This window comes from Mucilaginibacter sp. P4_G9, assembly GCF_056400985.1.
Genome location: NZ_JBFUKF010000043.1, coordinates 1 through 22847 on the forward strand (window position 1 = coordinate 1; position 22847 = coordinate 22847).

Sequence of the window (22847 nt, forward strand, 5' to 3'; positions counted from 1 at the left end):
GCAAGCCGAAAGATAAGCTACGCTTTTTTAAAGCAGGCCGCATTAAGCTGGAAACAGCTTTGCTTGCCGATCCGGATAATACGGATCTGCATTTCCTGCGTTTAGTGATCCAGGAGAAAGCTCCTAAAATTGTTCGTTATCGCACTGATATTGAAAAGGACAAAAACATGGTATTGAAAAACTTTAGCAGCCTGTCGCCTGTTGTACAACGAGCAATAGTTGATTATAGTAAAACCTCGAAGGTATTGCATCCCGAAGACCTTAAACCAGCAGTGTAATGAATAAGAAAGTTTTAGTTATTTACTACACCCAATCCGGCCAGATGGGCGATATCATCAACTCATTTACCCAACCGATTATTGACGCGGGCTTTTCGGTTGAAAAGGTTGTAATAAAAATGGTGAATAGCTATCCGTTCCCGTGGACCGGCCCCAGCTTTTTTAATGTGATGCCTGATTGTGTTTTAAGCGTGCCTGCCCAGATTCAGCCGTTCGTCCTCAAAGAAAAAAAATACGATCTGATCATTTTAGGCTATCAACCCTGGTTTTTATCGCCAAGTATTCCCTCAAATTCTTTGTTAAATCACCCCGACTTTATCAGGGTTTTAAAAGATACCCCAGTTGTTACCATCAGCGCTGCCCGTAACATGTGGTTAAATGCTTTTGAACGTGTGCGCAAATCGCTCCGGGATGCGGGCGCCAAACTGGTAGGCAATATTGCACTGGTTGACAGGCACCTTAACCCCATAAGTTTTATTACCATTTTTTACTGGATGCTAACCGGTAAAAAAGAACGTTATTTAAATATATTCCCCAAGCCCGGTATCAATGAGCAGGAAATGCTGGAAACAGCCAAATTTGGCCATACAATAGCAGCCCGAATTGATATGGCTTATTGGGAAAGCCTGCAGGATCAGTTAATGCAGCAGGGGGCGGTAAACATTAAATACCCGCTGATGTTTATAGAGGGTAAGGCCAAAATTATTTTTGCGGTTTGGGCAAAGATTATTGCCAGGCAGAAAAAAAAGGAGCCATGGGTTGCAGCATTTAAATATTATCTTTTTATTGCCTTGTTTATTGGGGCGCCAATATTATTAACACTTGATATGATTTTCATTAAACCTTTTTTTGGAAAAAGAATTCAGGATAAAATGAACCATTATTTACAACTAAATTAACATCTACATGTCTTTTAATCAGGTTTATATAAATACCACATCTGCTTTCCTGCCTAACGAGCCTGTCGCGAGTGATGACATGGAGCTGTATTTGGGTTATATTGACAACAAGCCTTCAAAATCAAAAAAAATTGTATTGCGTAACAATGGGATAAAAACCAGRTATTACGCCTTAGATAAAAATAAAAAAGCTACCCATACCAATGCGCAAATGACGGCTTTGGCTGTGAGGGAACTGTTTAAACATACGGAAGCTAAAATAGCTGAAACAGAATTGCTGTCATGCGGCACCTCGTCGCCAGATCAGATGATGCCGAGCCATGGTGTAATGACTCATGGTTGGTTGCCTGAAGCCGGCGCTATAGAAGTAGTATCGCCATCTGGCGTTTGCTGCGCCGGGATGCATGCGTTAAAATATGCCTACCTGGCTATCAAATCGGGCGAGATTAAGCAGGCTGTAGCTGCTGGGTCTGAAAGATTTTCGGGTTTACTGGTATCTGATGTGTTTGAGGAAGAAGCTCAAAAACTAAAAGAGTTGAGCGAAAACCCATACATCGCATTCCAAAAAGATTTTTTAAGGTGGATGCTGTCTGACGGCGCTTCGGCATTTTTAATGACGGATAAACCCAATAAAACAGGGCTGAGTTTGCGGGTAGAATGGATTGAAGGTGTATCATACGCCAACCAAATGGATGCCTGTATGTATATGGGTGCCGAAAAACAGGCCGATGGAACGCTGAAAGGTTTTATGGATTTTACACCCGAAGAGATTAAGAACAAATCTATCTTTAGCGTTAAACAGGACATTGGTTTGCTGAGTGACAATATTGTTCCGCTTGGGGGGCAGAAAATTAAAGAGATCTTTGAAAAAAGAGGCTTAACAACCCAGGATATTGATTACTTTTTACCACATATCTCCAGCGATTTTTTCAGGCCTAAAATTTATGAAATGGTCGAGATCTATGGAGGAGGTATCCCTTACGAAAAATGGTTTATGAACCTGTATACCGTTGGTAATGTGGGCGCGGCATCGGTTTACCTGATGATAAACGAGCTGTTTCATAGTGGTAAATTAAAAGTTGGAGAAAAAATCTTGCTTTTGGTACCCGAAAGCTCAAGATTCTCGTATATGTATGCGATGCTTACCGTGTGCTAAGCGGAAAGATATATTTGTCATGAAAAAAGAAAACGTACCCCAGGACCTGAGTTCGCTTGGAAAAATAACCAGGGAGGTTTGCTATGCAACTGATAGCGCGGGCAAATACGTTACCCAGCTTAGCAACGGATGGGATGTTAAAATAAAAGCGCTTGATGTAGCCTGGCAGGAGATAGAGGGGCGTATTGCCAAAGCAAAGCAGCAGGTTTTAAATAATGAGGCAAGTCCGCTGCTGTTTTTTATGGAGTTAAGACTGATGGATCTTAGTATTTTGGCCGATTACACCGGGTTTTGGAAATGGCAGATAAAACGGCATTTAAAACCCGAAGTGTTTAATAAATTATCAGAAAAAAAATTGAAAAAATATGCCGGGGCCTTTAATGTAAAGGTTGATGAGCTAAAAAGTATGAATGTGCATGAAGATTGATTTTGAACATGGGCAGGCGGCACATTGCGAATCGGGAGTTACCAGTAATTTACTAAAAAAGATATCCAACGGGAAAATAACAGAACCGCTGGCTTTTGGTATTGGCGCAGGCTTGTTTTTTGTATACGTACCCCTGATAAAGGTGAATAACGGGCCGGCTATCGCTTTCCGCTCGATGCCCGGCTTTATATTTAACCGTACCTGTAAATCATTGGGGGTACCTGTTGTGCAGAAGAAATTTGGCTCGAAGGAAAAAGCAGAATCTTTTTTATTGGAGAGCCTTAACGCCGGCAACCCGGTTGGCTGCCAGGTGGGGGTTTACTATCTTTCGTACTTTCCAAAAGAATACCGGTTTCACTTTAACGCCCATAACCTGATTGTTTTTGGCAAAGAGGGGGATAACTACCTAATAAGCGACCCGATTATGGAGCATGCAACAACCTTAACAAGTTACGAGTTGGAGCGGGTGCGTTTTGCCAAAGGGGCTTTAGCACCCAGGGGACAGCTTTACTATCCCGGTAATCAAAAGGAAATTACTGATGAACAAATAAAAAGTGCCATAAAAAGCGGTATCAGGAAAAACGTGTTTAATATGCTATCCATTCCTGGCATGTTTGCCGGGGTAAGTGGTATAAAATATACAGGCAAAAAAATTAAAGGCTGGCGGGATAAATTAGGACTACATACTGCCGGGCTTTACTTGGCCCAGCTGGTGCGTATGCAGGAAGAGATTGGTACAGGCGGTGGCGGTTTCAGGTATATATACGCCGCGTTTTTACAGCAGGCAAATGATTATCTGCCAAATGATACCTTGCTCCAGGCATCCGAAATGTTTACCCAGGCTGGCGATATGTGGCGTACAGCCGCTGTACAGGCCGCGGGAATATATAAAGGCCGGATTGGCAGCCAGGAGGATTTTAATGTAATGGGCGATTACTTGTTGGAGATAGCCGAAATTGAAAAGAAAGCATTTACAGTCCTGAAAAATATAAAATGGCAGTTATGACCTCTTTAGCTGTAAATATCGAAAACCTGGGTTTCCACTATCCGGGCAACTCGGGCGTAACCTATGATGGCCTTAATTTAAAGATAACCGAGGGCGAACGTTTTGGTTTATTTGGCCCCAACGGTGCCGGCAAAACCACGCTTATGAATTTAATGACTGGTTTGCTGGTAGCTGATACAGGAAAGATTGAGTTATTGGGGCACAACATCGGCACAAAAAGCAAAGAGGTAAATAAGCTATTTGGTTTTGTACCGCAGGATTTTTCCTTTTACCAGGAACTGAGCCCGGTAGAGAACCTGGAATTTTTTGGTGCATGGTATGGCTTAAACCGAAAGGAAATTGCTCAGCGAACCAGAGAGTTGCTGGATATCCTTGGCTTATCAGATGTGGGTGATAAACCCATTCAGAATTTTAGCGGCGGGATGAAAAGAAGGATCAACCTGGCTATTGGAGTGATCCATAATCCCAGGATATTGTTTTTGGATGAGCCAACTGTGGGTGTTGATGTACAAACGCGCCATGCCATCATCAATTATTTAATGGCATTGAATAAAAAAGGTACAACTTTAATCTACACTTCGCACCAATTGAGTGAGGCCGAGGGTTTGTGCGAGCAGATTGCCCTGGTTGATAATGGCAAAATTGTACGGGAAGGTAATTTGGATAAGCTGCTGGAAGAATATGATCATCAGAATTTAGAAGACCTGTTTTTAAATTTAACCGGAAAGGATTTCAGGAACTGATGTTTAAACTCTGGGCCTCCATAGTAAAAGACGTAAGGATCCTGCTGCGCGATAAGGTGGGGATATCGCTTATGTTTATTATGCCCGTGATATTGGTTATTGTAGTAACCACTATCCAAAACAGCACTTTTCAGCTCATGAATAAAAACAAGCTAACGGTTGTGGTTTGTAATAAAGATGCAGGAAAGTTAAGCTCCCAACTCATAACAACTATCAATAAGATAGGGATGTTTAAAGTGACGCAGGCTGATAAAAGTCAAAATAGGCAGCAAATTGCCGATGCTATGAGCGCCAACGATGCCATGCTGGCCATTACTATCCCGCCCGATTTTTCAGCCAAAATAGAAGCCAAAGCCAAAAGTTCATCAAACAAAGCATTGAAAAGTTTTGGCTTGCAGGCCGATTCGGCAAAGGAAGTAAAATTAGCCGGCGCCACACCGCTTATATTATATTACAACCCATCAATACCTGAATCTATGCGATTTTCGGTAAATGGAGCTTTAGCAAGTGCGCTGCAGATTGTAGAAAGCCGCGAGACTTTGCGTACGCTTTACTTTGCCATTAACGAAAAGGAGATGCCGCAGCAGCTGGAAAACGAAATGCTGAATGGCAAAGCCGAAATTAGCCAGGTACCGGTATCAAAAAGTGGCATTGCAAAAGCACCGAATGCTACCCAACATAATGTACCGGCATGGACGATATTTGCCATGTTTTTTATCATTATGTCGTTAAGCGGCAGTGTGGTAAGAGAAAAGATTAGTGGTAGCTTTATCAGGCTAAAAACATTGCCAACTAATTACGCGGTGGGTTTGCTATCAAAGCAAATAACTTATTTGGGTGTTACCATGTTCCAGGCAATAGTTATATTTTCGCTTGGCTTGTGGTTTTTTCCGTACATTAATTTGCCTGCTTTAAATTTACCCGCCGATGTATTCGGGCTGTTTATCGTGACTTTGGCTTGCGGTTATTGCGCGGTAAGCTATGCCATTTGCATAGGCGTTTTTGCAAATACCCAGGAACAGGCCAACGGTTTCGGGGCGGTATCCATAGTAATATTAGCTGCTATCGGCGGTTTAATGGTGCCGTCTTTTGTAATGCCGGGTGCGTTGAAAACAATTAGCCAATTATCGCCATTACATTGGTGTATACAAGCGTATTATAGCTTATTTTTAGAGAATGCCGGCTTAAAGGATGTGATGGTTAGTATAATACCACTGGTTGGAATTACTTTGGTGTTCCAGGGGCTAACGTACCTTGGTTTAAAAAGAAAAAATTTAATATAGATAATGATGGAAATAGCAGAATTAAAGGAGAAGTTAAAAGTTCAGATAATTCAATTCCTTAACTTAACCGACCTTACTCCGGCAGACATTAAAGATGATGAGCCATTATTTGGTGATGGCCTTGGCCTTGATTCCATCGATTCATTGGAACTGATAGTGCTTTTGAAACGCGAGTACGGCATCAACATACAGGATCCTAAAGAAGGGCGCAAAGTATTGATTGATGTAAATACCATGGCCTCCTATATTGAGCAACACAGGGAAAAATAAACGTTTACAGCAGTGGACAGGATCTTGGTAACCGGTATGGGGGTGATTAGTGCTATTGGCAATTCGGTAGATGAAAATCATGCCGCATTGCTTAATGGCAAAACCGGCGTTATAAAAGGCGGAGGCAACTTCCCTTCCCGTTATTCCGGTATTCTGCCATTTGGAGAGGTTTTGAGGAGTACAGGAGAGTTGAACACAACACTTGGTGTTACGGAGCAGGGCGTTACCCGCACAACCTTATTAGCCTTGCATGCTTTTAAAGAAGCGATAGCTGACGCGGGCCTGACAGGAGCACAATTGTCGTCGGAAGATACGGCATTAGTTGGGGCAACCACTGTTGGCGGCATGTGCCTTACCGATGAGCTTTACGCCAATACCCACGGAGATTCTGACAATATTGAATACGTAAGATCATATGATTATGCATCGGTAAACCTGTTTATACAAAACAGGTATAACATATCTGGTGTGGTAAATACCATGAATACGGCCTGCTCATCGTCTGCAAATGCCATTATGTATGGCTGCAGGCTAATCAAAAACGGGCTGGCCAACCGGGTAGTTGTTGGCGGGGCAGATGCCCTGGCAAAGTTTACTGTGAACGGTTTTAATGCGCTGCGTATCCTTTCGGACGAAGCTTGCGCTCCATTTGATCAAAACCGAAAGGGGCTCAATTTAGGCGAAGGAGCCGCATTTTTGGTGTTGGAAAAAGAAGCAGATGCGGCCGGTAAAAAAGCATACGCAACAGTAAGCGGCTTTGGGAACGCCAACGATGCGTATCATCCATCATCCCTATCGCCAGAGGGAGACGGTCCTTACCTGGCCATGAAGAACGCGTTAAGCAGCGCCAATTTAAATCCTGCTGACATCGATTTCATAAACGCCCATGGTACCGGCACCGAAAACAACGATGAGGTAGAAAGCCGCGCCATGTTAAAGGTATTTAGTACCATGCCCAGTTTTGCATCTACCAAAGGCTTTACCGGGCATACTCTTGGGGCTGCCAGCGCTATTGAGGCGGCGTATAGCATTTTAAATATACACAGGCAGGAATTGTATCCTAATTTGAATTTCAGGCAACCAATAGCAGATATTGGCCTGCAGCCGGTTGAGGCTTATAGACCCGCAGAAATAAAACACGTCATGTCGAACTCATTTGGTTTTGGCGGAAATTGTACATCATTAATTTTTTCAAAAATATAGTGATGACGTTTTACATCAATAAAGCCACCTGTATCTCTCCCCAACAAAGCTTCGGAGAGATTGACATTGAACAGTTGCGCGCCTCGGTTGATAATAAGCTGAAAGCTATCGAACCGAAATATCCGCATTTTACGCCAAACGCACTTCGCCGGATGAGCAAAAGCACGCGTATGGGGGCGGGAGCGGCATTACCTTTACTTGCAGATGGTGTGCAACCCGATGGTATCATCATTGGTACCCAGGTGAGCGGGATGGAAGAAAACGGTAAATTCCTGAACCAGATTATCGAATATAATGAGGATATGCTTACTCCAGGCAATTTTGTACAGGGTACGCCCAATACTATTTCATCGCAGATTGCGCTGGTCAGTAATAATAAAAATTATAACATTACCCATGTTCACCGGGGGCTCGCATTTGAAAACGCGGTTATAGATACGGCAATGCTGCTTAATGAGCATCCTCAAAACACCTATCTGTTAGGTGGAGTTGATGAGATATGCGGCAATAATTATACATTGGATACCCTTGCGGGCTGGTTTAAAAAAGAAGACTGTACCAATAGTGATCTCTATAAGTCAAATACAAACGGAAGTTTATCTGGCGAAGGTGCCGCAATGTTTTGCGTGAGTAACAATAAAGTAAACGCGTTAGCTCAATTAAAGGGAATTACCACCATTCACAGTACCGATGTTGATGTTGTAAAACAACGCATTAAACATTTTTTGTTAAAAAATTTACGGCCGGGTGAAAAGATAGATCTGCTTTTAAGCGGTGAAAACGGCGATAAGCGCGCGTTAGAGTATTACACAGCATGTGAACAATTGATAAATCGCGAAACCTCCATTGCACGCTTTAAGCACCTCTGTGGAGAATATCCCACGGCATCATCATTTGCGCTTTGGCTGGCTTGTAATTTTGTAAGCGGCCAATTGACGGTTCCAGAACACATGATTAAAAAGCCAGAGGCAGCATTAGTTTATAAGAATATACTGATCTATAATACGCACAAAACCGCTCAACATAGCTGCATGCTGGTAAGTGTGCCTGAATAAGCACTGTTCACCTTATGTCAAATTCAATAATACTCTGCCTTGATTTTTAACCCGAAAACCCGTTTATAAATAAAGAAAGCTTTTTTGTCAAAGGAGATAAATATTGTTATAAATATAAAATGAACATATTTTCTGCATTTCCTACGATTCTTTCTATAAATGCTATTGGAAATGAGTGTTTTTGTGCTTATATTAGTATAACCAATTGCAAAAAAAACCTTAAATTCAGGAGAACTCGTCATGAAGAAGAAAACTACTATGGTTAATCAGCCTGATAAGACTGAAACTATTAAAGCAGAATTGCTGAACGGCCAAGCTCTTACTCCAAAAATGTATCGGGATCATGCACATTATGATCACTCACATGGTAGGGTTAATAGATTTCCATTCGGAAGCAATCACGGACCATCATCTTTTTAAGAAACTAATTTAGAATCAGGCGCCGGCTCAGGTTGAATGCGCCTTAGTCACTTTTCGCTGCTGGTTCAACAGACCCGTTGTGTAATTGCGCGCGTGGCACCTATTTCCGGAAATGTTGTTTTAAATTTCCGGAACAGGTAAATAATTCGCGGTCAAATTTCCGGCTTGCGGCGCGCCTTTGCCATCGGCAACCGAAAAAACAATAATCAATAATTGTTGACCTGCTTGAGGGCACCGGCTGTAAGCAAATTCTTCTACATGCGCTATAGTATCCAGCGCGGTTGTTTACCGGCTCGTGGTTAAGTCGATTAAAAACAATTCCTGGTCGGTTGCCTTTCAGCAATTGTCGGTTTGTCCCTCTGTCTTTGAGAAAGCCTGGCGGGGGTTCGCTATATTTGTTTATAGGAAAGGGTACGGCTTATGGTTGTGTATCCTCAATCAAATTATTTACCATTCTTCCTAATCTGTGAATCATATGAACAACGCCGTGTACAATCAAATCTTTAAGACTATTAAGTATGTAAAATTCATTCCGATGAGGTTACTTGCTGTAAATTTTTTATTGATCCTGTTAGTTTACCCTACAACTGAATGTGCTGCCCAGTCTACACCACCACGTTCACTGCTTGCACTTTCGAAAGCCGACCATTTCCTGGCAATCATAGATCCGGTTACGCTGAAAGTTGTTGCGCGGGTACCGGTCGGTCCTGACCCGCATGAGGTTATTGCATCGTCTGATGGAAAGACGGCTTATGTTTCTATCTACGGCGGTGGCAGCTTACATGAGCTTAATGTTATTGACCTTGTGGCACAAAAACCTTTACCTACCATTGATACAAGGCCCCTGATGGGACCGCATGGACTAACATTTGCCGGCGGCAAAGTGTGGTTTAGTGCAGAGGGCTCCAAATCCGTTGGTCGCTACGACCCGGCAACAGGTAAACTCGACTGGAGCATGGGAACAGGGCAGGACAGAACACATATGATTTACGTAACCGACGATAGTAAAAAGGTTTACACCACAAACGTCTCGGCAGGAACAGTAAGCATTTTGGTGGATAGCCTGCTCAAACCAGCAGCCTCACCCACGGGGTTTACGCCTCCCGCACGCCGGGACTGGGTGCAGACCGTCATCCAGGTGGCCAGGGGTTCTGAGGGGTTTGATGTATCAACCGATGGCCGGGAATTATGGACCGCTGCTGCCGACGATGGAACCATTTCAATTATCGATATCGCCGCCAAAAAGTTAACCGGTAAATTTGATGCGAAGGCTTTGGGGGCCAACCGGCTCAAGTTTACGCCGGATGGCAAGCGGGTGCTGATTACGAGTCTGCGAACCGGCGATCTATTTATTTATGACGCGGCATCGCACCAGGAATTGAAGCGCCTGAATACCGGCCATGGCGCCGCGGGCATCCTGGTAGACGATGACGGATCACGCGCGTTTATTGGCTGCACGACCGATAACTATGTTGCGATTGTAGACCTCAAAACGTTAGCGGTAACCGGGCACATTGATATACGTGGAGCAGACGGACTGGCCTGGGCGACCCGTCGTTAGTAATGTTATAAATAAGAGATTTTCATATTCCATTTCTATTACTCAATTAGCAGAAAAATCTAAGTAACATTTTGAACGATGCTAACCAAAATAGCTATTTATAACTATTGCATGAGCAAAAAAAAAATCCAAAATTTAATATAATTTATAATATTTCAATTATAGAGAGATACGGGTATTGATCGTAAAAATATTCCTGGAATTTATTATCATTTTATTTCTTTAACTGCAGATTAACGGGGGGCTATTCGCTGATTAGCGCTTAACCTTTAGATGATATGCGAGAGAAAACATTGCGGTATATATCATTCAAAAAAGGAGTGTAACCTGAATTATATAAGCCGGCTGATCGGGCACAAAATAAATGTTCGCAAAAAATATGTAACCCAAAACCTGATGCCATATGTCCCGCCAGGAAAATAACAGTTCTGAACAATCCTTTTCTGTGAAACCACAGATTGACATCGCTTCAGGTGGGAAGTCAACATTTGTTATAAGCGACCTGCATTTGGCGGCGGGCATAAATRACAGCAGCAACTACGCCGGAACCGAAAATTTCTTTGCAGATCAATCTTTCCTGCGGTTTATTGATCACCTGGAAAACAAGAATGGAAACGCCACTGCATTATTGGTTATCAACGGAGATTTTATTGATTTTCTGAGGATCTGTAATTATCCGGAAACCGACATGGAGTTTTCTGAATGGGAACAAATACTGCGTATAGTTGGAATTACCAAACTGGAGAAAGAGCTAAGGGATTCTATTGTCGACAAAGAGAAAACATTCGGGCTGCGAACAAACGATTACAAATCGGTTTGGAAGTTACATGTTTGTATGATTGGCCATGAAGCTTTGTTTGAGCGGCTCGCCCTGTGGCTGCATAACGGCAATAAATTAATTATTACCAAGGGAAACCACGACCTGGAATGGTATTKGAAACCCGTACAGCTTTACCTGCAATACCGTCTTGCCAAACTAATAGCCGGGAAATTAAAAGTTGAGGTAGAATCCATACTCCCTGAAATGACAGGGGGAATTACATTTGCTGATCATATTGTAATCATCGACGGAAAAATCTATATAGAACATGGTCATTGTTACGAAAGCACAACGGCTGTTCAAGGGAATGTTCTTAGTGATAATAACCAGGAGCTGAATTTGCCGTTTGGCTCTTTTTTTAACCGGTACCTGATAAACAAGATTGAGCTCTCTTACCCGTTTGTTGATAATGTGCGGCCAAGGGAAAATATATTGCTGGTATTGTTTCGCGAGCGGTTTCCGCAGGCATTGAAAATGGTTTTCAGCTATATTCCGTTAACCCTTTTATTGATTCCCAAAAAAATGTGGTGGCCCGTTTTTAAATATGCCATCACTTTCTTCCTGATCATCGTTCTGCCATTGGCCATCACCGGGTATGCGATCTATAGAAGTTTGCCTCATAACATTCATACCGATGATCCATCATGGGTTTTACAGCAACTTATAAACATAGGTAAAAACTTAGGTTTTTTATTTCTTTCGTATTTGTTTGGCCGGATAATGGCAATGGTGAAATTAAGCGGTCCAACCAGTTTTGCCGCTTATGCCGAAAAGGTCTTCAGTCAAAACCCAGCCTTACGGGTTGTAACTTTCGGCCATACGCATAACCCGGAACAAAAAAACATTAATGGAAAATGGTATTTCAACACCGGAACGTGGATGCCTGTTTTTGAAGCCTCTTCTGCCGATGTACGCATTGATAAAACTTACACTTTCCTGCAATTCAACTATGATGAGCACGGTGAATTGGTGGTTTTTCCTTTGCAACGATGGAATGATGATGCCCTGCGCGACGATGATTTGCCGCTGATGGAAAAAAATTGATGAGCTAACCTATACTAATATTAAGTGCATGGAACAAAAATGGACATTTGAAACCCTGGCCCAATGCAGTAAGGATACATTGGAAAAGATATTGCTTAATGGAACTCCGCCGGATATTGAAAAATTAAACGGACTGATCTATTGTGGCTGGAACCATGAACCCATAGGAAAAATATCCGGCGAAAAGTTTAAAAAGGGTTTTTACAAAAGAAACGGCGCCAATTACGGATATAACGAAACGGTGATACAGGATCATCAAAAATACCTGGGCCAATGGGAAGTAGGTTTACATAAAGTGAGGCCGAATCAATTAGGATACTTCAGGACTGCCTATGTAAAAGATGAACCCTACCACAAACTTTACAAGCCTTACATGCACCTGGCTCATTTCAATTATGATATCCCGTTTCACAAGTTCACGCTTAGCTTTTTCAGGGTGATCCGGGATTTTGTAGTACTGCCCAATGAAGGCGACCATAGTTTAATGCTTTGCAAAGCTTACCTGCACATCGCTGAAGAYCTGAATATCTTTTATTGTTATTTCTTATTAGGACATCCGCAGGAAATCCGGTATCTGCCCTGGTAAATCAACCTGTAACAAAACAGAAAATGCCTTATACCAAAGAAATATAAAACTAATTACTATGAACAAAGAATTAGTCCTTGCTGAAAAATACCTGAAGTCGTTTCTTAAACTGCTTCTCTTTCTATCTCTGGTAATGCTTTTTTTTCATTTTTTTCCCAATCTTACACCGGGCTTTTTACAGTTTTCCGCAGCAAATAGTTATGCTGCTATATCAGGCAATTCTGTTTTACAAGGATTTTTAATTGTTCTTTTACTTGCATTGGCTATTGGCGATGTTCGTCGTTTCAGCCCGTTGATCCGTTTATTTAAATGGGTGCTGGCCATTGCAATAATATGGACAACCGTGCAGTGGATTAAGGGCCGGCCGGCAACCGCTGGCACTACTCACTTATGGCAATTAATTACATATGCGGTTGTTTTTGCCGTGCTTTGGATCTCCTTCAGAGCCGCGGGTATTGCCCGTTACAATCTTAAATATTTATCTATACAACAATTTCAAACATTGCAGGCACTGGCCGAAGTCTGCATCTCCGGAGATACCGATTTGTATAAATTGCAGATAGAACCTGTAAAAGTAGCATCCAATGTTGATAATTACCTAATTGGTTTTAAAGCGCAAAACAAGTGGGTAATGAAACTGGTGTTAACAGCGCTGGAAATTTACCCCCTTTTATCTTTACGCCCCTTGCTAAGCCTTATGCAACCCGCAGCAAGGCTGCAATTCCTTAAAAAAAGATTTCTAACCGATCTTGAATTTCAAAACGTGCCGCGCTGGTATGGCGAAATATTCCAGGCAGCTATAAGGATGAGCAAACAACTATGCTTTATGGGCTATTACAGCGACCCGGCTGTATACGAAAGCATTGGTTACGTGCGGTTTACCGATAGGAAAGATTTTGATGACAAGAAGCGCCAGTTTCCCGGAAGCAATTCTAAAGCCGCATTATTAAAAGTACTTGAGGATGTTGATATTACAACAAGTGAAATAACTGCGGATATAGTTATTGTGGGTTCTGGCGCGGCGGCCTCTGTATTGGCTCATCAATTGGTAAAAGAAGGCAGAAAGGTATTGCTTGTAGAGTGCGGCGGACTTGAACAAACAGCCTCATTTACCGAAGATGAGGTGGATATGGTGAGCAGGTTGTATGCCGATGGCGCTTTGCAATTGTCGCGCGATTTTCGTTTCCAGGTATTCCAGGGCCGATGTGTTGGCGGATCAACAGTTGTTAATAATGCGGTTTGTTTTGAAACGCCTGATTATATCCTGGACAAGTGGATAAATGAAATGGGAATTGGTATCGACAGGACAAGGTACGAAAGCTCAATGGCTGCTATATATAAGCTGATGAATATAGCTCATACGCCTATAATGACAGATGATAGATTTTTAAACCCTGGAGGACGGCTTTTTGCCGAAGCCTGTAAAAAGATGGGGTATGACAAACCCGAGCTGGATTCGGTAATGGCCAATCTCAACGGTTGCCTGGGTGCTGGTTACTGCAACATAGGCTGTACATATGGTAAAAAGCTTTCTATGCTGGATACCCTTTTACCCCAAACGCAATTAGAAAACCCCGGATCGTTACAGATAATAGCAAACTGCGAGGCGATCAGTTTTAATCGTAGCGGCACACAGATAGTTTCCCTTACCGGGAAGTTTAAAAGCGGCCGGAAAATAACGATCAAGGGAAAAACCTTTGTATCGTCGGCTGGTGCTGTTTCATCGAGCATACTGCTCCTAAAATCAAAATTAGGCATAGCCAATGCGGGAAAAAAGCTGTCTTTTAACCTCGGTACACAAATAACAGCTGCTTATAAAGAGACTGTTAATTCTTATGATGGATTGCAGATCTCCCATTTTCTGAAAACCAACGATCGCCGATACGTCATGGAAACCTGGTACAATCCGCCAATGTTTCAATCAACGGCTATGCCTGGCTGGTTTGATCAGCATTTTTTAAATATGAATCAATATGGGCATATGGCGTGTACGGGGGTGTTGGTTGGCACAGCCTCCAATGCCGAAGTAAAAGTGGCCGGCCTATTTGGACGCGATATTAGTTATGTGCCTACAGAAGTTGATTTTGCAAGCCTGATGGATGGGCTGGAAAAGGCGGCAGAAATATACTTAACAGGTGGTGCAGAGCGAGTTATGCCTAATACATTTAATTATTACGAATACAAAACAGTAAAGGAACTGAAAGACAATTTTCGTAAAAACGTAAAAGCTTCGCCGGATATTTCAACTGGTACGGGGCATCCGCAGGGTGGAAACGTAATGAGCAATGACCCGGCAACGGGTGTAGTAGATGCAAATTTTAAAGTATATGGGTATGATAACCTGTTTGTTTGCGATGCAAGCGTGTTTCCAACCAGCCTGGGGGTTAATCCGCAGGTTACGGTTATGGCTTTAGCACACTATGCAGCGCCTTTTATTGCCGGCAATTAGTAAATAAAGAACCTGGAATTTCTCTGTTAGTTGTTAAATCTCGATATTATGAAAACAATCACTTACAGCTATAAGCCAAGTATTCTCATCATCATAACAATCATGATGATGACCTTTAATGCCGGGGCTAAAGTATTAACGAATAATCCCGATACTTTAGCTGCCGATAAACCTGGCGTGGATAATTCTGAGGATAAAACATACAAGCCATTTAAATCTGAGGTTTTAAAAATCATAACCGCCCTTGATTCAAAAAAATCAAAATCAGATAACGGCCTGATACAGGCCGATCAAATAATCCGGATAACTATTAGCCATCCCAAAGATTTTTTGTTGCAGCGGCCCAATGATAACAGCAAATTGATTTTATATGCCGATGGTATTCCATTAAAGGGGATGCAGTCATCATACTTTTCTGAATTATCTGTCCAGGATGTTAATGATGCTACCAAAATATGGCCCGACTCCCTGGAAATTCCATTTCTTTTTAAAAAGGACAGCACTAACAAGGAGGCCTGGAACAGCCTGTTTCGTATGGCGAGCTGGAATCAAAACCGCATTAGTTTTAAATTGTCAGCGGGCTGGTCGGGCATGTTTCCTTTAAATTATGCAAAGGGCCTAAAGCCAAATACCAAACTCACCTTATTCTTCTACGAGCCCAAAGTTTTTTACATTTTACTTTTTCTCTATRTGTGCTTTATATGCGTTTTTATTGTGGTTTGTCATAAAACGGGGTTGATTAGAGACCCGGACGAGATTAATCATACACACGGGCCATACAGCCTGGCGCAAACACAACTGGCCTTCTGGACGGTAATCGTCATTGGCGGATTTATTTACCTGATACTTTTAACCGGGCTGAGCGATTCACTTAACGATTCAATTCTGATGTTATTAGGAATCAGTGGCGGTACCACCGGTGTYGCCGGTTTTATTGATTATTATAAAAAACGGGCCGATAATCCGGCGCCTTCCACCGCAGCGCCAGGGCAGGCAGTTACACCAAAAGTACACCAGTCATTTTTAAAAGACATCCTTTCAGATGGCACAAATGTAAGCGTACAACGTACCCAGGTAGCACTTTGGAATGCAGTTCTTGGCATATATTTTATGTGGTATGTGGTCAACAACAAGTCTATGCCAGTGTTTGATAATACCCTTTTAATATTGGCAGGGGTCAGTTCAGTTTTATATTTAACATCTAAAGGGCCCGAGAATACAGTTAAGGCTAAAGATCTCCCATTCACACCACCACCTCCTGCTGCTGCAGACCCCGCAAATGGAGAAGGTTCAAATGATAATTCGGCTAATAATACTGCGTCGCCTTAAAAAACGGCATTGCAATCTTGCGGTTAAGAGATTGCTTATGCCCCTTATACCTGGGTTAACGGCCATACAAATAATAGTTTTTAAAAAATGTAAGTATAAAATTTTGATCCATGGACAATAAATTAAAAATCATATTGATAGTTGTGTTATCGCTCGCTGCAATCAATTCCGTCGTCGCCTTTTTTCAAAAAAGCCAATTGAAGCAAATTCAGAAAAACATTGAGCTTTCACAGATTAACATTAATACGGCGCTCAAAGATATCCAGGCATCCCAGGAAAAAATTGAGGCTATGCAAAAGGATATCAGTGATTATAAAAGCTATCTCAGTAATACACAAACAACGGTAGAAATATTAAACACAAAAAAAGACCTTGAAGAAGCAAAAGCCAGGGGCGTAATATCTTCCGGGCTTGTAAATATCCGCCACCGGCTTGATTCTTTAAAGGCGGAAAGAGAAAAATTAATTTCGCAATCAACAATAGAAAACTAAAATTACGGATATGAAGCGCGCTACACTAAAACCGGCTTTGCTTATTGCCATGTGTTTATTTTTTTCGGCCCTGCAAGGTATCGCCCAGGGACTTAAAAAATTTACCGATAACTCACATAAAAAGGTATATAGATATGTAAAAGGCGATACGCTAATGATTGACTGCGATACCGTTATTGTACTTAATAAGTTAACTTTCAATATTTATGATCAATACTACAGGCGTGGTCAAAATAGCGTTAATGAACTTAAATCGATATCTGATGGCTACGAGGGTATTATCAAAAAACAGGATAGCTTACTGGCAGCAAAAGAGAGCTATTACCAGGTACTAAATACTAAAATGGATTCCCTGGTTACCCGTTCAAAGAATTTTGCAGATAAGTCAAGCAGTGACCTGACCCAGCTAAATACACAATTAACAGATGCCAGTACAAAGCTAACTGATACCCAGCGTTTGCTTACCGATGCGCAGAAAATGCTTGCTGATGAGAATAAAAGGCAGAACAGAAAAGCCTTGAAATTTGGAATAGGAGGTGCGGTAATAGGAGCAGTGGTTGCCTTCYTGATAGCCCATTAGTAAACTTTCTATTGTTTGCATTTCAACGCTTGGCAAACGTGGCACCCATAGCCTGAAAATTGCCTTATGCTTAAAATGATATAAGAGACTTGTTAAACTATTGTTGAGGCCGCGTATCAGCCTGCCTGGTTTCAAGGTTTGATGGCTTTGGCGGTTTTTCAACATGAACTAATTTTTTACGCATCCAGTTTGTAAGCCGGTGATGTAATGGTACAAGTATCGACGCGAGAATAACCAGGATAACCAATTCCAGTACGGGCAGATGATTACTAACACGCTGTACAAACGGGTGTATAAAAAGAGTAATAAATTCAAAAACAAGCAACAGCGAAACTACACCCATAAATTCTATCACTTTGCGATGGGTTCGGCCTTTACTAAGCACCAACAATATCAAAAAGAAAAAAGGAATAAATATCGCTATCCCTATAAGCTGCAGGTTAACAATCCTTTCTTCCGATTCACGTCTCTTTTCTTCGGCTATTTCCTGTTGCCTTGCAGCCTCATTAAAGCTAATGGTTTGTATTTGTTTAATTTTCTCCACATTAAACATGGTATCTTTTGCAGCCATTGCTGTTTTTAGGTACAATAGCTCAAGATGCTCATTTGAGTGTTGATATATTTGTGTGAGTAAATTGCTCGCGTTATAAATACCTACAGGATATTTGGCTTTCCTGGCTGCGTCAAGGGCTTTTTTTGCGTAAAACGCACCGGAGTCTGCTTTATTAGCATCTTTATAAAGCAAAGCTATACTGTTATAAGTATCTGCAAGGCTGCTCTGGTCGTTGTTCCGGAGCGCATAAGTTACGCTTAATCTGTAGTAATCAAGAGCGAGCGCCTGGTGTTTCATTTTATAATTGATATCCCCTAAAATCGACAGCGTGTTGGGCAGCATTCCATCTTCGCCTATTGTCTGCTGTAACTCATAGGCGCGCATTTCAAAAGCAAGGGCTAATTCTACTTTGTTGAGTTTAATATAACAATTGCCAATATTGGATAATACAATGCTCAGGAATTTTTTATTATGAAGCGATTCGGCAATTGCTTTTGCCTTAAAGTGATAGAATAGTGCTTTTACATTATCATTGTGATCTGAATAAACAATACCGATATTATTCAAACAGGCCAACTGACCAGGGAGATCATTGCTTTCTTCTCTTATTTTTAACGAACCAAGCAAAAATTTCAGGGCCCGGTCATATTTGCCATTTTTCCATAACACAACACCCAACCTGTTTAGGCTGCTTGCTTCCCCGGTTTTATATTTCGTATTTCTTGCAATTGTAAGGGCTTGCTCCGCATAAATTAAGGCGCTATCGGGGTTAAACGACTGCACCTGCATACTTTTCTTAACCAATAATGCAATTCGGGCTGTATCGTCGGTTTGGGTTTCAAAAAAAAGCTTTGACGAAGCTTTTCCTTTATATTGCGCATTAACGATTTCACTACCTACCAGCAGACAAATAAAAACCAATTTTTTATAGGATTGTATTCGCATAAAACAATTAGCAAGATAAAAATTGGTCAAAAATGCCTCATCCCATATCTTATTAGAATTTGAAGTTGATTATCATTTCTATAAGATCTGAGTCAGCGGGTACCTGTATTCGTATCCCTTTTGCGGGCACCAGGTAAACCTTTAATGTGTTACGCAACCAGACTAACCTTAGCCAATAGGGGTGTTTTTATCACGCAAGCTTCTATTAGCCGCCAGGGCCTGCCCAATTACATTCTGGTCATCTGTAAAATCAATTGGCGTGCCTTTATCAAGAGCATCGCCGATAGCATTCATATCTGGAGAATTATCTTCAGATTCAGCACCCCCGGTTGGTTCTTCCGGTGTGTTTTTTTCGATTATATCCATGATCAAATATTTAATTAATTACCTTATTTTAAAGCAGTTAGTTATGCGACCATACCCTATTTGTTTAAATTTAGCACTATGAAAAYGGATAACCAAATTTTTACAATTATATATTGCTGATAGTAACCTATAGTTATAAAAGCCCGCTCTTTTGCTTATAAAGAAAGCAAATTGATTTGCATCAATTTGCTGTTTCCAGCAAAAAGGGTGAACATTTTCAACGTAATAGCTTTATCGTTATAGTAGGTTAGCGCTTTCTGAAAATGCTGAAAAAAGTGGGTCTGGTAACCTATTTTCGCCTATTGCTAAATATGCATGCCCTTCAAACCCACTATATTTAGTCACGGGAAACCATTTATTAACCTGCAGTTTATTTTAGAGTACGTTATTTGCAACACACACTATTTTTATATGAATAAACTTTTTTTAATCCCGTTGATGTGCCTTTTCGGTTTCGGTAGTTATGCACAAGTTGTGACTGTCCCTGATAATATAAGTACTAATACAGATTACGTAAAAACCAAAAATTATTATCTGCTTACTTTATTTGAACAGGATAAAGAGGTAAGTACCATGCTTAAGCATGATGCAGCGCTTACAAAAATTACCCAACAAAAGCTAAAGGACCTAAACACTTCACTTGCCGATTGTAAGGACGCCGCATGCCTTATTGCCCGGGTAAAATTATCGGGCGATGAGATTGCTGTAGTTAGTACCCAACTTGCCTTACTTCATAAACCCGGTAACGCCCTGGATCGTTTGATTAAAACCCGGTTAATATCATCTGGTGCCTACAGCCTGTATAAAAACCTAACACCGGCCCAGCTACTGGTAAAAGCCTGGGAGCAGGATGCAGCGGCTATAAATTATACCATAGGCATATATGCCGAGGGCAATAAACCCAATTATCCGTTAATAGATTCTATAAGCTACAACGTTCATGCAAAACAATATTATATTTTAATGTATGATTTTAATGCCGCTTCGATAGGGGATGTTAAAAACACGACGTTGTTTTTTGAGCCATCGCTACGGGCGGCATTGCTGTATCTGCAAATTAATGAACGACAGGACCCTGCCCATTATGAGCCAATGGAATTAACCGTTAATAAAGCAGCGGTTAATAAAATAAAGACCATTAAGTGGGCAAATTTCCCATACTCAAACATACTTGTGCCTGGCGCAGGTCCGGATAACGCTGCTTCGCCATTGAGCGGCGAGGGAATGCTGCGCTGCAGGCTTGCAGAACAGGAATACAGGCTTGGTAAAGCCCCCCTCATCATTGTTTCGGGCGGTAATGTGCATCCTTATAAAACCAAATACAATGAGGCCGCCGAAATGAAAGTATATCTCATGAAAGTACTGCATGTACCCGAAAGTGTTATCATCATTGAGCCGTACGCAAGGCACACAACCACCAATATGCGTAACAGTGCAAGGCTCATATACAAATATGGTATCCCGGCTAATAAACCCGGCATTGTTGTTACTGATAAATCGCAAACCGATTTTATAATGCATATGGCCGACAGATGCGAAAAGGAGCTGAAATATGTGCCCTACAAATTAGCTAAACGCAACTCAGAAACCGAAGTAGAGTACTACCCGGTTGAAGAAGCTAAGCAAATAGATCCGGATGAACCCCTTGATCCACGCTAAAATTAACATCGATGCAAAAAATAACATTAACAATATTAGCTGCGGCCTTAGGTCTTGGCTCTTTGGTAACCTCACATGTTGATCAGCAGCTTAATCATGCAATAACTGTTGATTCTTTAGGAGCCTGCCAGGGGATTTCCTATCAAAAAGGACGTATTTTTTTGTATGGCGACCGCGAGGTGGGTATGATCCGTGAATTTAAACAGGAAAATGATAGCCTGATATATCAGCACAAAGAAATTAAGCTAACAATGAATGGCAAAGATGTGATTAATCACCCTACCGGGATTGCCTATAACGTAACCGGACCAACCTTTATCGGTAACTCCATTCGCCTTAATGCCGAAGGTACAAAATGGAAAGCGGTAATATATTGTGTGGACTGGAAAGGGTTGCTAAAAACGGGCACACTTGATGGTAACCTGCTAAATACCATTGATGATGACGCCTGCATACAGGGCACTCGTCCCGAGTATGTTAAATATAATAATAAATGGTATGTGGCCACTGCAGATTATGGCGACCGTGGTAATGAAGTAAGATTATACGATCCCGAAAAATTAGCGAAAACTTCAAACTCAAAAGAGCAGGGAGTACTTTACAAAAAATTTACATGTACCCCATGGGTACAAAATCTGCATTGGGTAGCTAAAAATGGCATGTTGGTGCTAATTCAAAACAAAGCGGAAGGGCGGCAATGGCGCTTTACGTATATCGATCTTAAAAAATCTGTCGAAACCGGTAAACAAGTAGTGATCAGCCAGGTGGACCACATAGATAGGGCCGATGAGCTGGAGGGCTTCTCTTTTATTGGCGGTAGTGAAAATGGAATTGCGGTAACGTCGTCCCGCAAAAACAACGTAAATTTTACCAAAACTACATGGTAGCAGTTTCGCAAAGCTATTAAAAAATTGAAATGCCGGGTATTTCGCCCGGCATTTTTTATTAATATAAACTTAACTTTTAAGTATCCCCCGCTTAAGATAGTTGGCTTAATTTTGTTGCCAACATTGTAATATTAATAACCCCTGATTAATATTATTTTATCATAAGGCAATATCTATTATGATAATATTAAATCTATACTATATTTAATTTAAGCGCCTATGTAACATTAATTCAAACTTAACCCCGGCTGGTAGTAAACTAAGAACTGGTGAATGCGCTAACATTCACACAGTCTCCTGAATAATTGTCAAATAACTAAAAAGCGGTCGAAAGCTTTAGTGTCGTTTTCTAAAAATCAACTTTAAAAAATATGAATAAAAAGATTACCCGTGATCTTTTTGAAAGGTTTTTGCTAAAACCTTTTATCTGCCTCACGATCATGGCGCTGGCGTTTAACGCAAAAGCGGCAATTCCCAACAAAACCGGGCGTAACCTGGCAATCCAGGTATCCGGTACAGTAACCGACGAAACAAACCAGCCTTTGCCTGGCGTATCTGTAAGGATAAAAAACACAGATAAAGGTGCGGCAACCGATTCCAGGGGTAAATACAGCATAACTGCTGATGAAGGATCAATATTGGTGTTTAACTTTATTGGTTATACACCACAGGAAGTTACGGTTGGCAGTTCGGCTACCATCAACGTAAAGTTAATGCCCAAAGCAAACATGCTTAACGAAGTGGTTGCCATCGGCTACCAAACCATCCGCAAAAGCGATGTTACCGGTTCAATCTCCAGTGTTAAAGCAAGCGACCTTAATTTATCTGCGCCATCAC

Annotated in this window: 22 protein-coding genes; 20 read left to right on the forward strand and 2 right to left on the reverse strand. The window is 41.5% G+C overall.

Annotation, left to right across the window (positions count from 1 at the left end; all coding sequences use genetic code 11):
* The 17 genes from AC1DPZ_RS06405 to AC1DPZ_RS06485 form a co-directional block, all read left to right on the forward strand.
* Nucleotides 1-278: hypothetical protein (locus AC1DPZ_RS06405; RefSeq protein ID WP_477402017.1), on the forward strand; the 278-nt coding region annotated here is incomplete at its 5' end.
* Nucleotides 278-1177 (forward strand): hypothetical protein, encoded by a 900-nt coding sequence (locus AC1DPZ_RS06410; protein ID WP_477402018.1) that lies wholly within the window; start codon nucleotides 278-280, stop codon nucleotides 1175-1177. The genes AC1DPZ_RS06405 and AC1DPZ_RS06410, both read left to right, overlap by 1 nt.
* A gap of 7 nt (nucleotides 1178-1184) precedes the next feature.
* Complete coding sequence (gene darB, locus AC1DPZ_RS06415; protein WP_477402020.1) at nucleotides 1185-2333, forward strand: dialkylresorcinol biosynthesis protein DarB; 1149 nt, start codon at nucleotides 1185-1187, stop codon at nucleotides 2331-2333.
* A 19-nt stretch (nucleotides 2334-2352) separates the two neighbouring features.
* Entirely contained in the window at nucleotides 2353-2760 is a 408-nt protein-coding gene (gene DarG / locus AC1DPZ_RS06420) for a flexirubin biosynthesis protein DarG (protein ID WP_477402022.1), read from the forward strand.
* Complete coding sequence (gene darH / locus AC1DPZ_RS06425; protein ID WP_477402023.1) at nucleotides 2750-3766, forward strand: BtrH-related acyltransferase DarH; 1017 nt, start codon at nucleotides 2750-2752, stop codon at nucleotides 3764-3766. The genes DarG and darH overlap by 11 nt, the downstream gene beginning before the upstream one ends.
* Nucleotides 3763-4509: an ABC transporter ATP-binding protein gene (locus AC1DPZ_RS06430; protein WP_477402024.1), complete on the forward strand. Its 747-nt coding sequence runs from the start codon at nucleotides 3763-3765 to the stop codon at nucleotides 4507-4509. Before darH ends, AC1DPZ_RS06430 begins: the two co-directional genes overlap by 4 nt.
* Complete coding sequence (locus AC1DPZ_RS06435; RefSeq protein WP_477402026.1) at nucleotides 4509-5792, forward strand: ABC transporter permease; 1284 nt, start codon at nucleotides 4509-4511, stop codon at nucleotides 5790-5792. Before AC1DPZ_RS06430 ends, AC1DPZ_RS06435 begins: the two co-directional genes overlap by 1 nt.
* Before the next feature lie 3 nt (nucleotides 5793-5795).
* A complete protein-coding gene (locus tag AC1DPZ_RS06440; protein ID WP_477402027.1) occupies nucleotides 5796-6062 on the forward strand; it encodes a phosphopantetheine-binding protein in 267 nt (88 codons plus the stop codon).
* 12 nt (nucleotides 6063-6074) lie between these two features.
* Nucleotides 6075-7265, forward strand: a complete 1191-nt coding sequence (locus AC1DPZ_RS06445) for a beta-ketoacyl-[acyl-carrier-protein] synthase family protein (RefSeq protein WP_477402028.1) — start codon at nucleotides 6075-6077, stop codon at nucleotides 7263-7265.
* Between the two features lie 2 nt (nucleotides 7266-7267).
* The gene (locus tag AC1DPZ_RS06450) at nucleotides 7268-8320 is read left to right on the forward strand and encodes a hypothetical protein (RefSeq protein ID WP_477402029.1); all 1053 of its coding nucleotides are present in this window, start codon (nucleotides 7268-7270) and stop codon (nucleotides 8318-8320) included.
* Nucleotides 8321-9275: 955 nt separating this feature from the next.
* Complete coding sequence (locus tag AC1DPZ_RS06455) at nucleotides 9276-10301, forward strand: YncE family protein (protein ID WP_477402030.1); 1026 nt, start codon at nucleotides 9276-9278, stop codon at nucleotides 10299-10301.
* Nucleotides 10302-10704: 403 nt separating this feature from the next.
* On the forward strand, nucleotides 10705-12165 hold the full coding sequence (locus AC1DPZ_RS06460) for a metallophosphoesterase family protein (protein ID WP_477402032.1): 1461 nt from the start codon (nucleotides 10705-10707) through the stop codon (nucleotides 12163-12165).
* 28 nt (nucleotides 12166-12193) lie between these two features.
* Entirely contained in the window at nucleotides 12194-12751 is a 558-nt protein-coding gene (locus AC1DPZ_RS06465; protein WP_477402033.1) for a hypothetical protein, read from the forward strand.
* A gap of 58 nt (nucleotides 12752-12809) precedes the next feature.
* Nucleotides 12810-15200, forward strand: a complete 2391-nt coding sequence (locus AC1DPZ_RS06470; protein WP_477402034.1) for a GMC family oxidoreductase N-terminal domain-containing protein — start codon at nucleotides 12810-12812, stop codon at nucleotides 15198-15200.
* Nucleotides 15201-15248: 48 nt separating this feature from the next.
* The gene (locus AC1DPZ_RS06475; protein ID WP_477402035.1) at nucleotides 15249-16529 is read left to right on the forward strand and encodes a hypothetical protein; all 1281 of its coding nucleotides are present in this window, start codon (nucleotides 15249-15251) and stop codon (nucleotides 16527-16529) included.
* Nucleotides 16530-16639: 110 nt separating this feature from the next.
* Complete coding sequence (locus AC1DPZ_RS06480; protein WP_477402036.1) at nucleotides 16640-17020, forward strand: hypothetical protein; 381 nt, start codon at nucleotides 16640-16642, stop codon at nucleotides 17018-17020.
* Between the two features lie 10 nt (nucleotides 17021-17030).
* On the forward strand, nucleotides 17031-17600 hold the full coding sequence (locus tag AC1DPZ_RS06485; RefSeq protein ID WP_477402038.1) for a hypothetical protein: 570 nt from the start codon (nucleotides 17031-17033) through the stop codon (nucleotides 17598-17600).
* Between the two features lie 97 nt (nucleotides 17601-17697).
* Here AC1DPZ_RS06485 and AC1DPZ_RS06490 read toward each other — a convergent pair whose 3' ends face one another.
* A complete protein-coding gene (locus AC1DPZ_RS06490) occupies nucleotides 17698-19098 on the reverse strand; it encodes a tetratricopeptide repeat protein (RefSeq protein ID WP_477402039.1) in 1401 nt (466 codons plus the stop codon).
* Between the two features lie 168 nt (nucleotides 19099-19266).
* On the reverse strand, nucleotides 19267-19464 hold the full coding sequence (locus tag AC1DPZ_RS06495; RefSeq protein ID WP_477402041.1) for a hypothetical protein: 198 nt from the start codon (nucleotides 19462-19464) through the stop codon (nucleotides 19267-19269).
* Nucleotides 19465-19875: 411 nt separating this feature from the next.
* Here AC1DPZ_RS06495 and AC1DPZ_RS06500 point away from each other — a divergent pair, with 411 nt between their 5' ends.
* The 3 genes from AC1DPZ_RS06500 to AC1DPZ_RS06510 all read left to right on the forward strand — a co-directional run.
* Nucleotides 19876-21123 (forward strand): YdcF family protein, encoded by a 1248-nt coding sequence (locus AC1DPZ_RS06500; protein ID WP_477402043.1) that lies wholly within the window; start codon nucleotides 19876-19878, stop codon nucleotides 21121-21123.
* 11 nt (nucleotides 21124-21134) lie between these two features.
* Nucleotides 21135-22010, forward strand: a complete 876-nt coding sequence (locus AC1DPZ_RS06505; protein ID WP_477402044.1) for a hypothetical protein — start codon at nucleotides 21135-21137, stop codon at nucleotides 22008-22010.
* A gap of 371 nt (nucleotides 22011-22381) precedes the next feature.
* A partial coding sequence (locus AC1DPZ_RS06510; protein ID WP_477402046.1) for a carboxypeptidase-like regulatory domain-containing protein occupies nucleotides 22382-22847 on the forward strand: 466 nt, incomplete at its 3' end.

Excerpts from the sequence above, each read along its gene's own strand:
- AC1DPZ_RS06410 (WP_477402018.1), top strand. The coding sequence starts at position 278 with ATGAATAAGAAAGTTTTAGTTATTTACTACACCCAATCCGGCCAGATG.
- DarG (WP_477402022.1), top strand. The coding sequence starts at position 2,353 with ATGAAAAAAGAAAACGTACCCCAGGACCTGAGTTCGCTTGGAAAAATA.
- darH (WP_477402023.1), top strand. The coding sequence starts at position 2,750 with ATGAAGATTGATTTTGAACATGGGCAGGCGGCACATTGCGAATCGGGA.
- AC1DPZ_RS06430 (WP_477402024.1), top strand. The coding sequence starts at position 3,763 with ATGACCTCTTTAGCTGTAAATATCGAAAACCTGGGTTTCCACTATCCG.
- AC1DPZ_RS06435 (WP_477402026.1), top strand. The coding sequence starts at position 4,509 with ATGTTTAAACTCTGGGCCTCCATAGTAAAAGACGTAAGGATCCTGCTG.
- AC1DPZ_RS06440 (WP_477402027.1), top strand. The coding sequence starts at position 5,796 with ATGATGGAAATAGCAGAATTAAAGGAGAAGTTAAAAGTTCAGATAATT.
- AC1DPZ_RS06450 (WP_477402029.1), top strand. The coding sequence starts at position 7,268 with ATGACGTTTTACATCAATAAAGCCACCTGTATCTCTCCCCAACAAAGC.
- AC1DPZ_RS06455 (WP_477402030.1), top strand. The coding sequence starts at position 9,276 with ATGAGGTTACTTGCTGTAAATTTTTTATTGATCCTGTTAGTTTACCCT.
- AC1DPZ_RS06470 (WP_477402034.1), top strand. The coding sequence starts at position 12,810 with ATGAACAAAGAATTAGTCCTTGCTGAAAAATACCTGAAGTCGTTTCTT.
- AC1DPZ_RS06480 (WP_477402036.1), top strand. The coding sequence starts at position 16,640 with ATGGACAATAAATTAAAAATCATATTGATAGTTGTGTTATCGCTCGCT.
- AC1DPZ_RS06490 (WP_477402039.1), bottom strand. The coding sequence starts at position 19,098 with ATGCGAATACAATCCTATAAAAAATTGGTTTTTATTTGTCTGCTGGTA.
- AC1DPZ_RS06495 (WP_477402041.1), bottom strand. The coding sequence starts at position 19,464 with ATGGATATAATCGAAAAAAACACACCGGAAGAACCAACCGGGGGTGCT.
- AC1DPZ_RS06500 (WP_477402043.1), top strand. The coding sequence starts at position 19,876 with ATGAATAAACTTTTTTTAATCCCGTTGATGTGCCTTTTCGGTTTCGGT.
- AC1DPZ_RS06505 (WP_477402044.1), top strand. The coding sequence starts at position 21,135 with ATGCAAAAAATAACATTAACAATATTAGCTGCGGCCTTAGGTCTTGGC.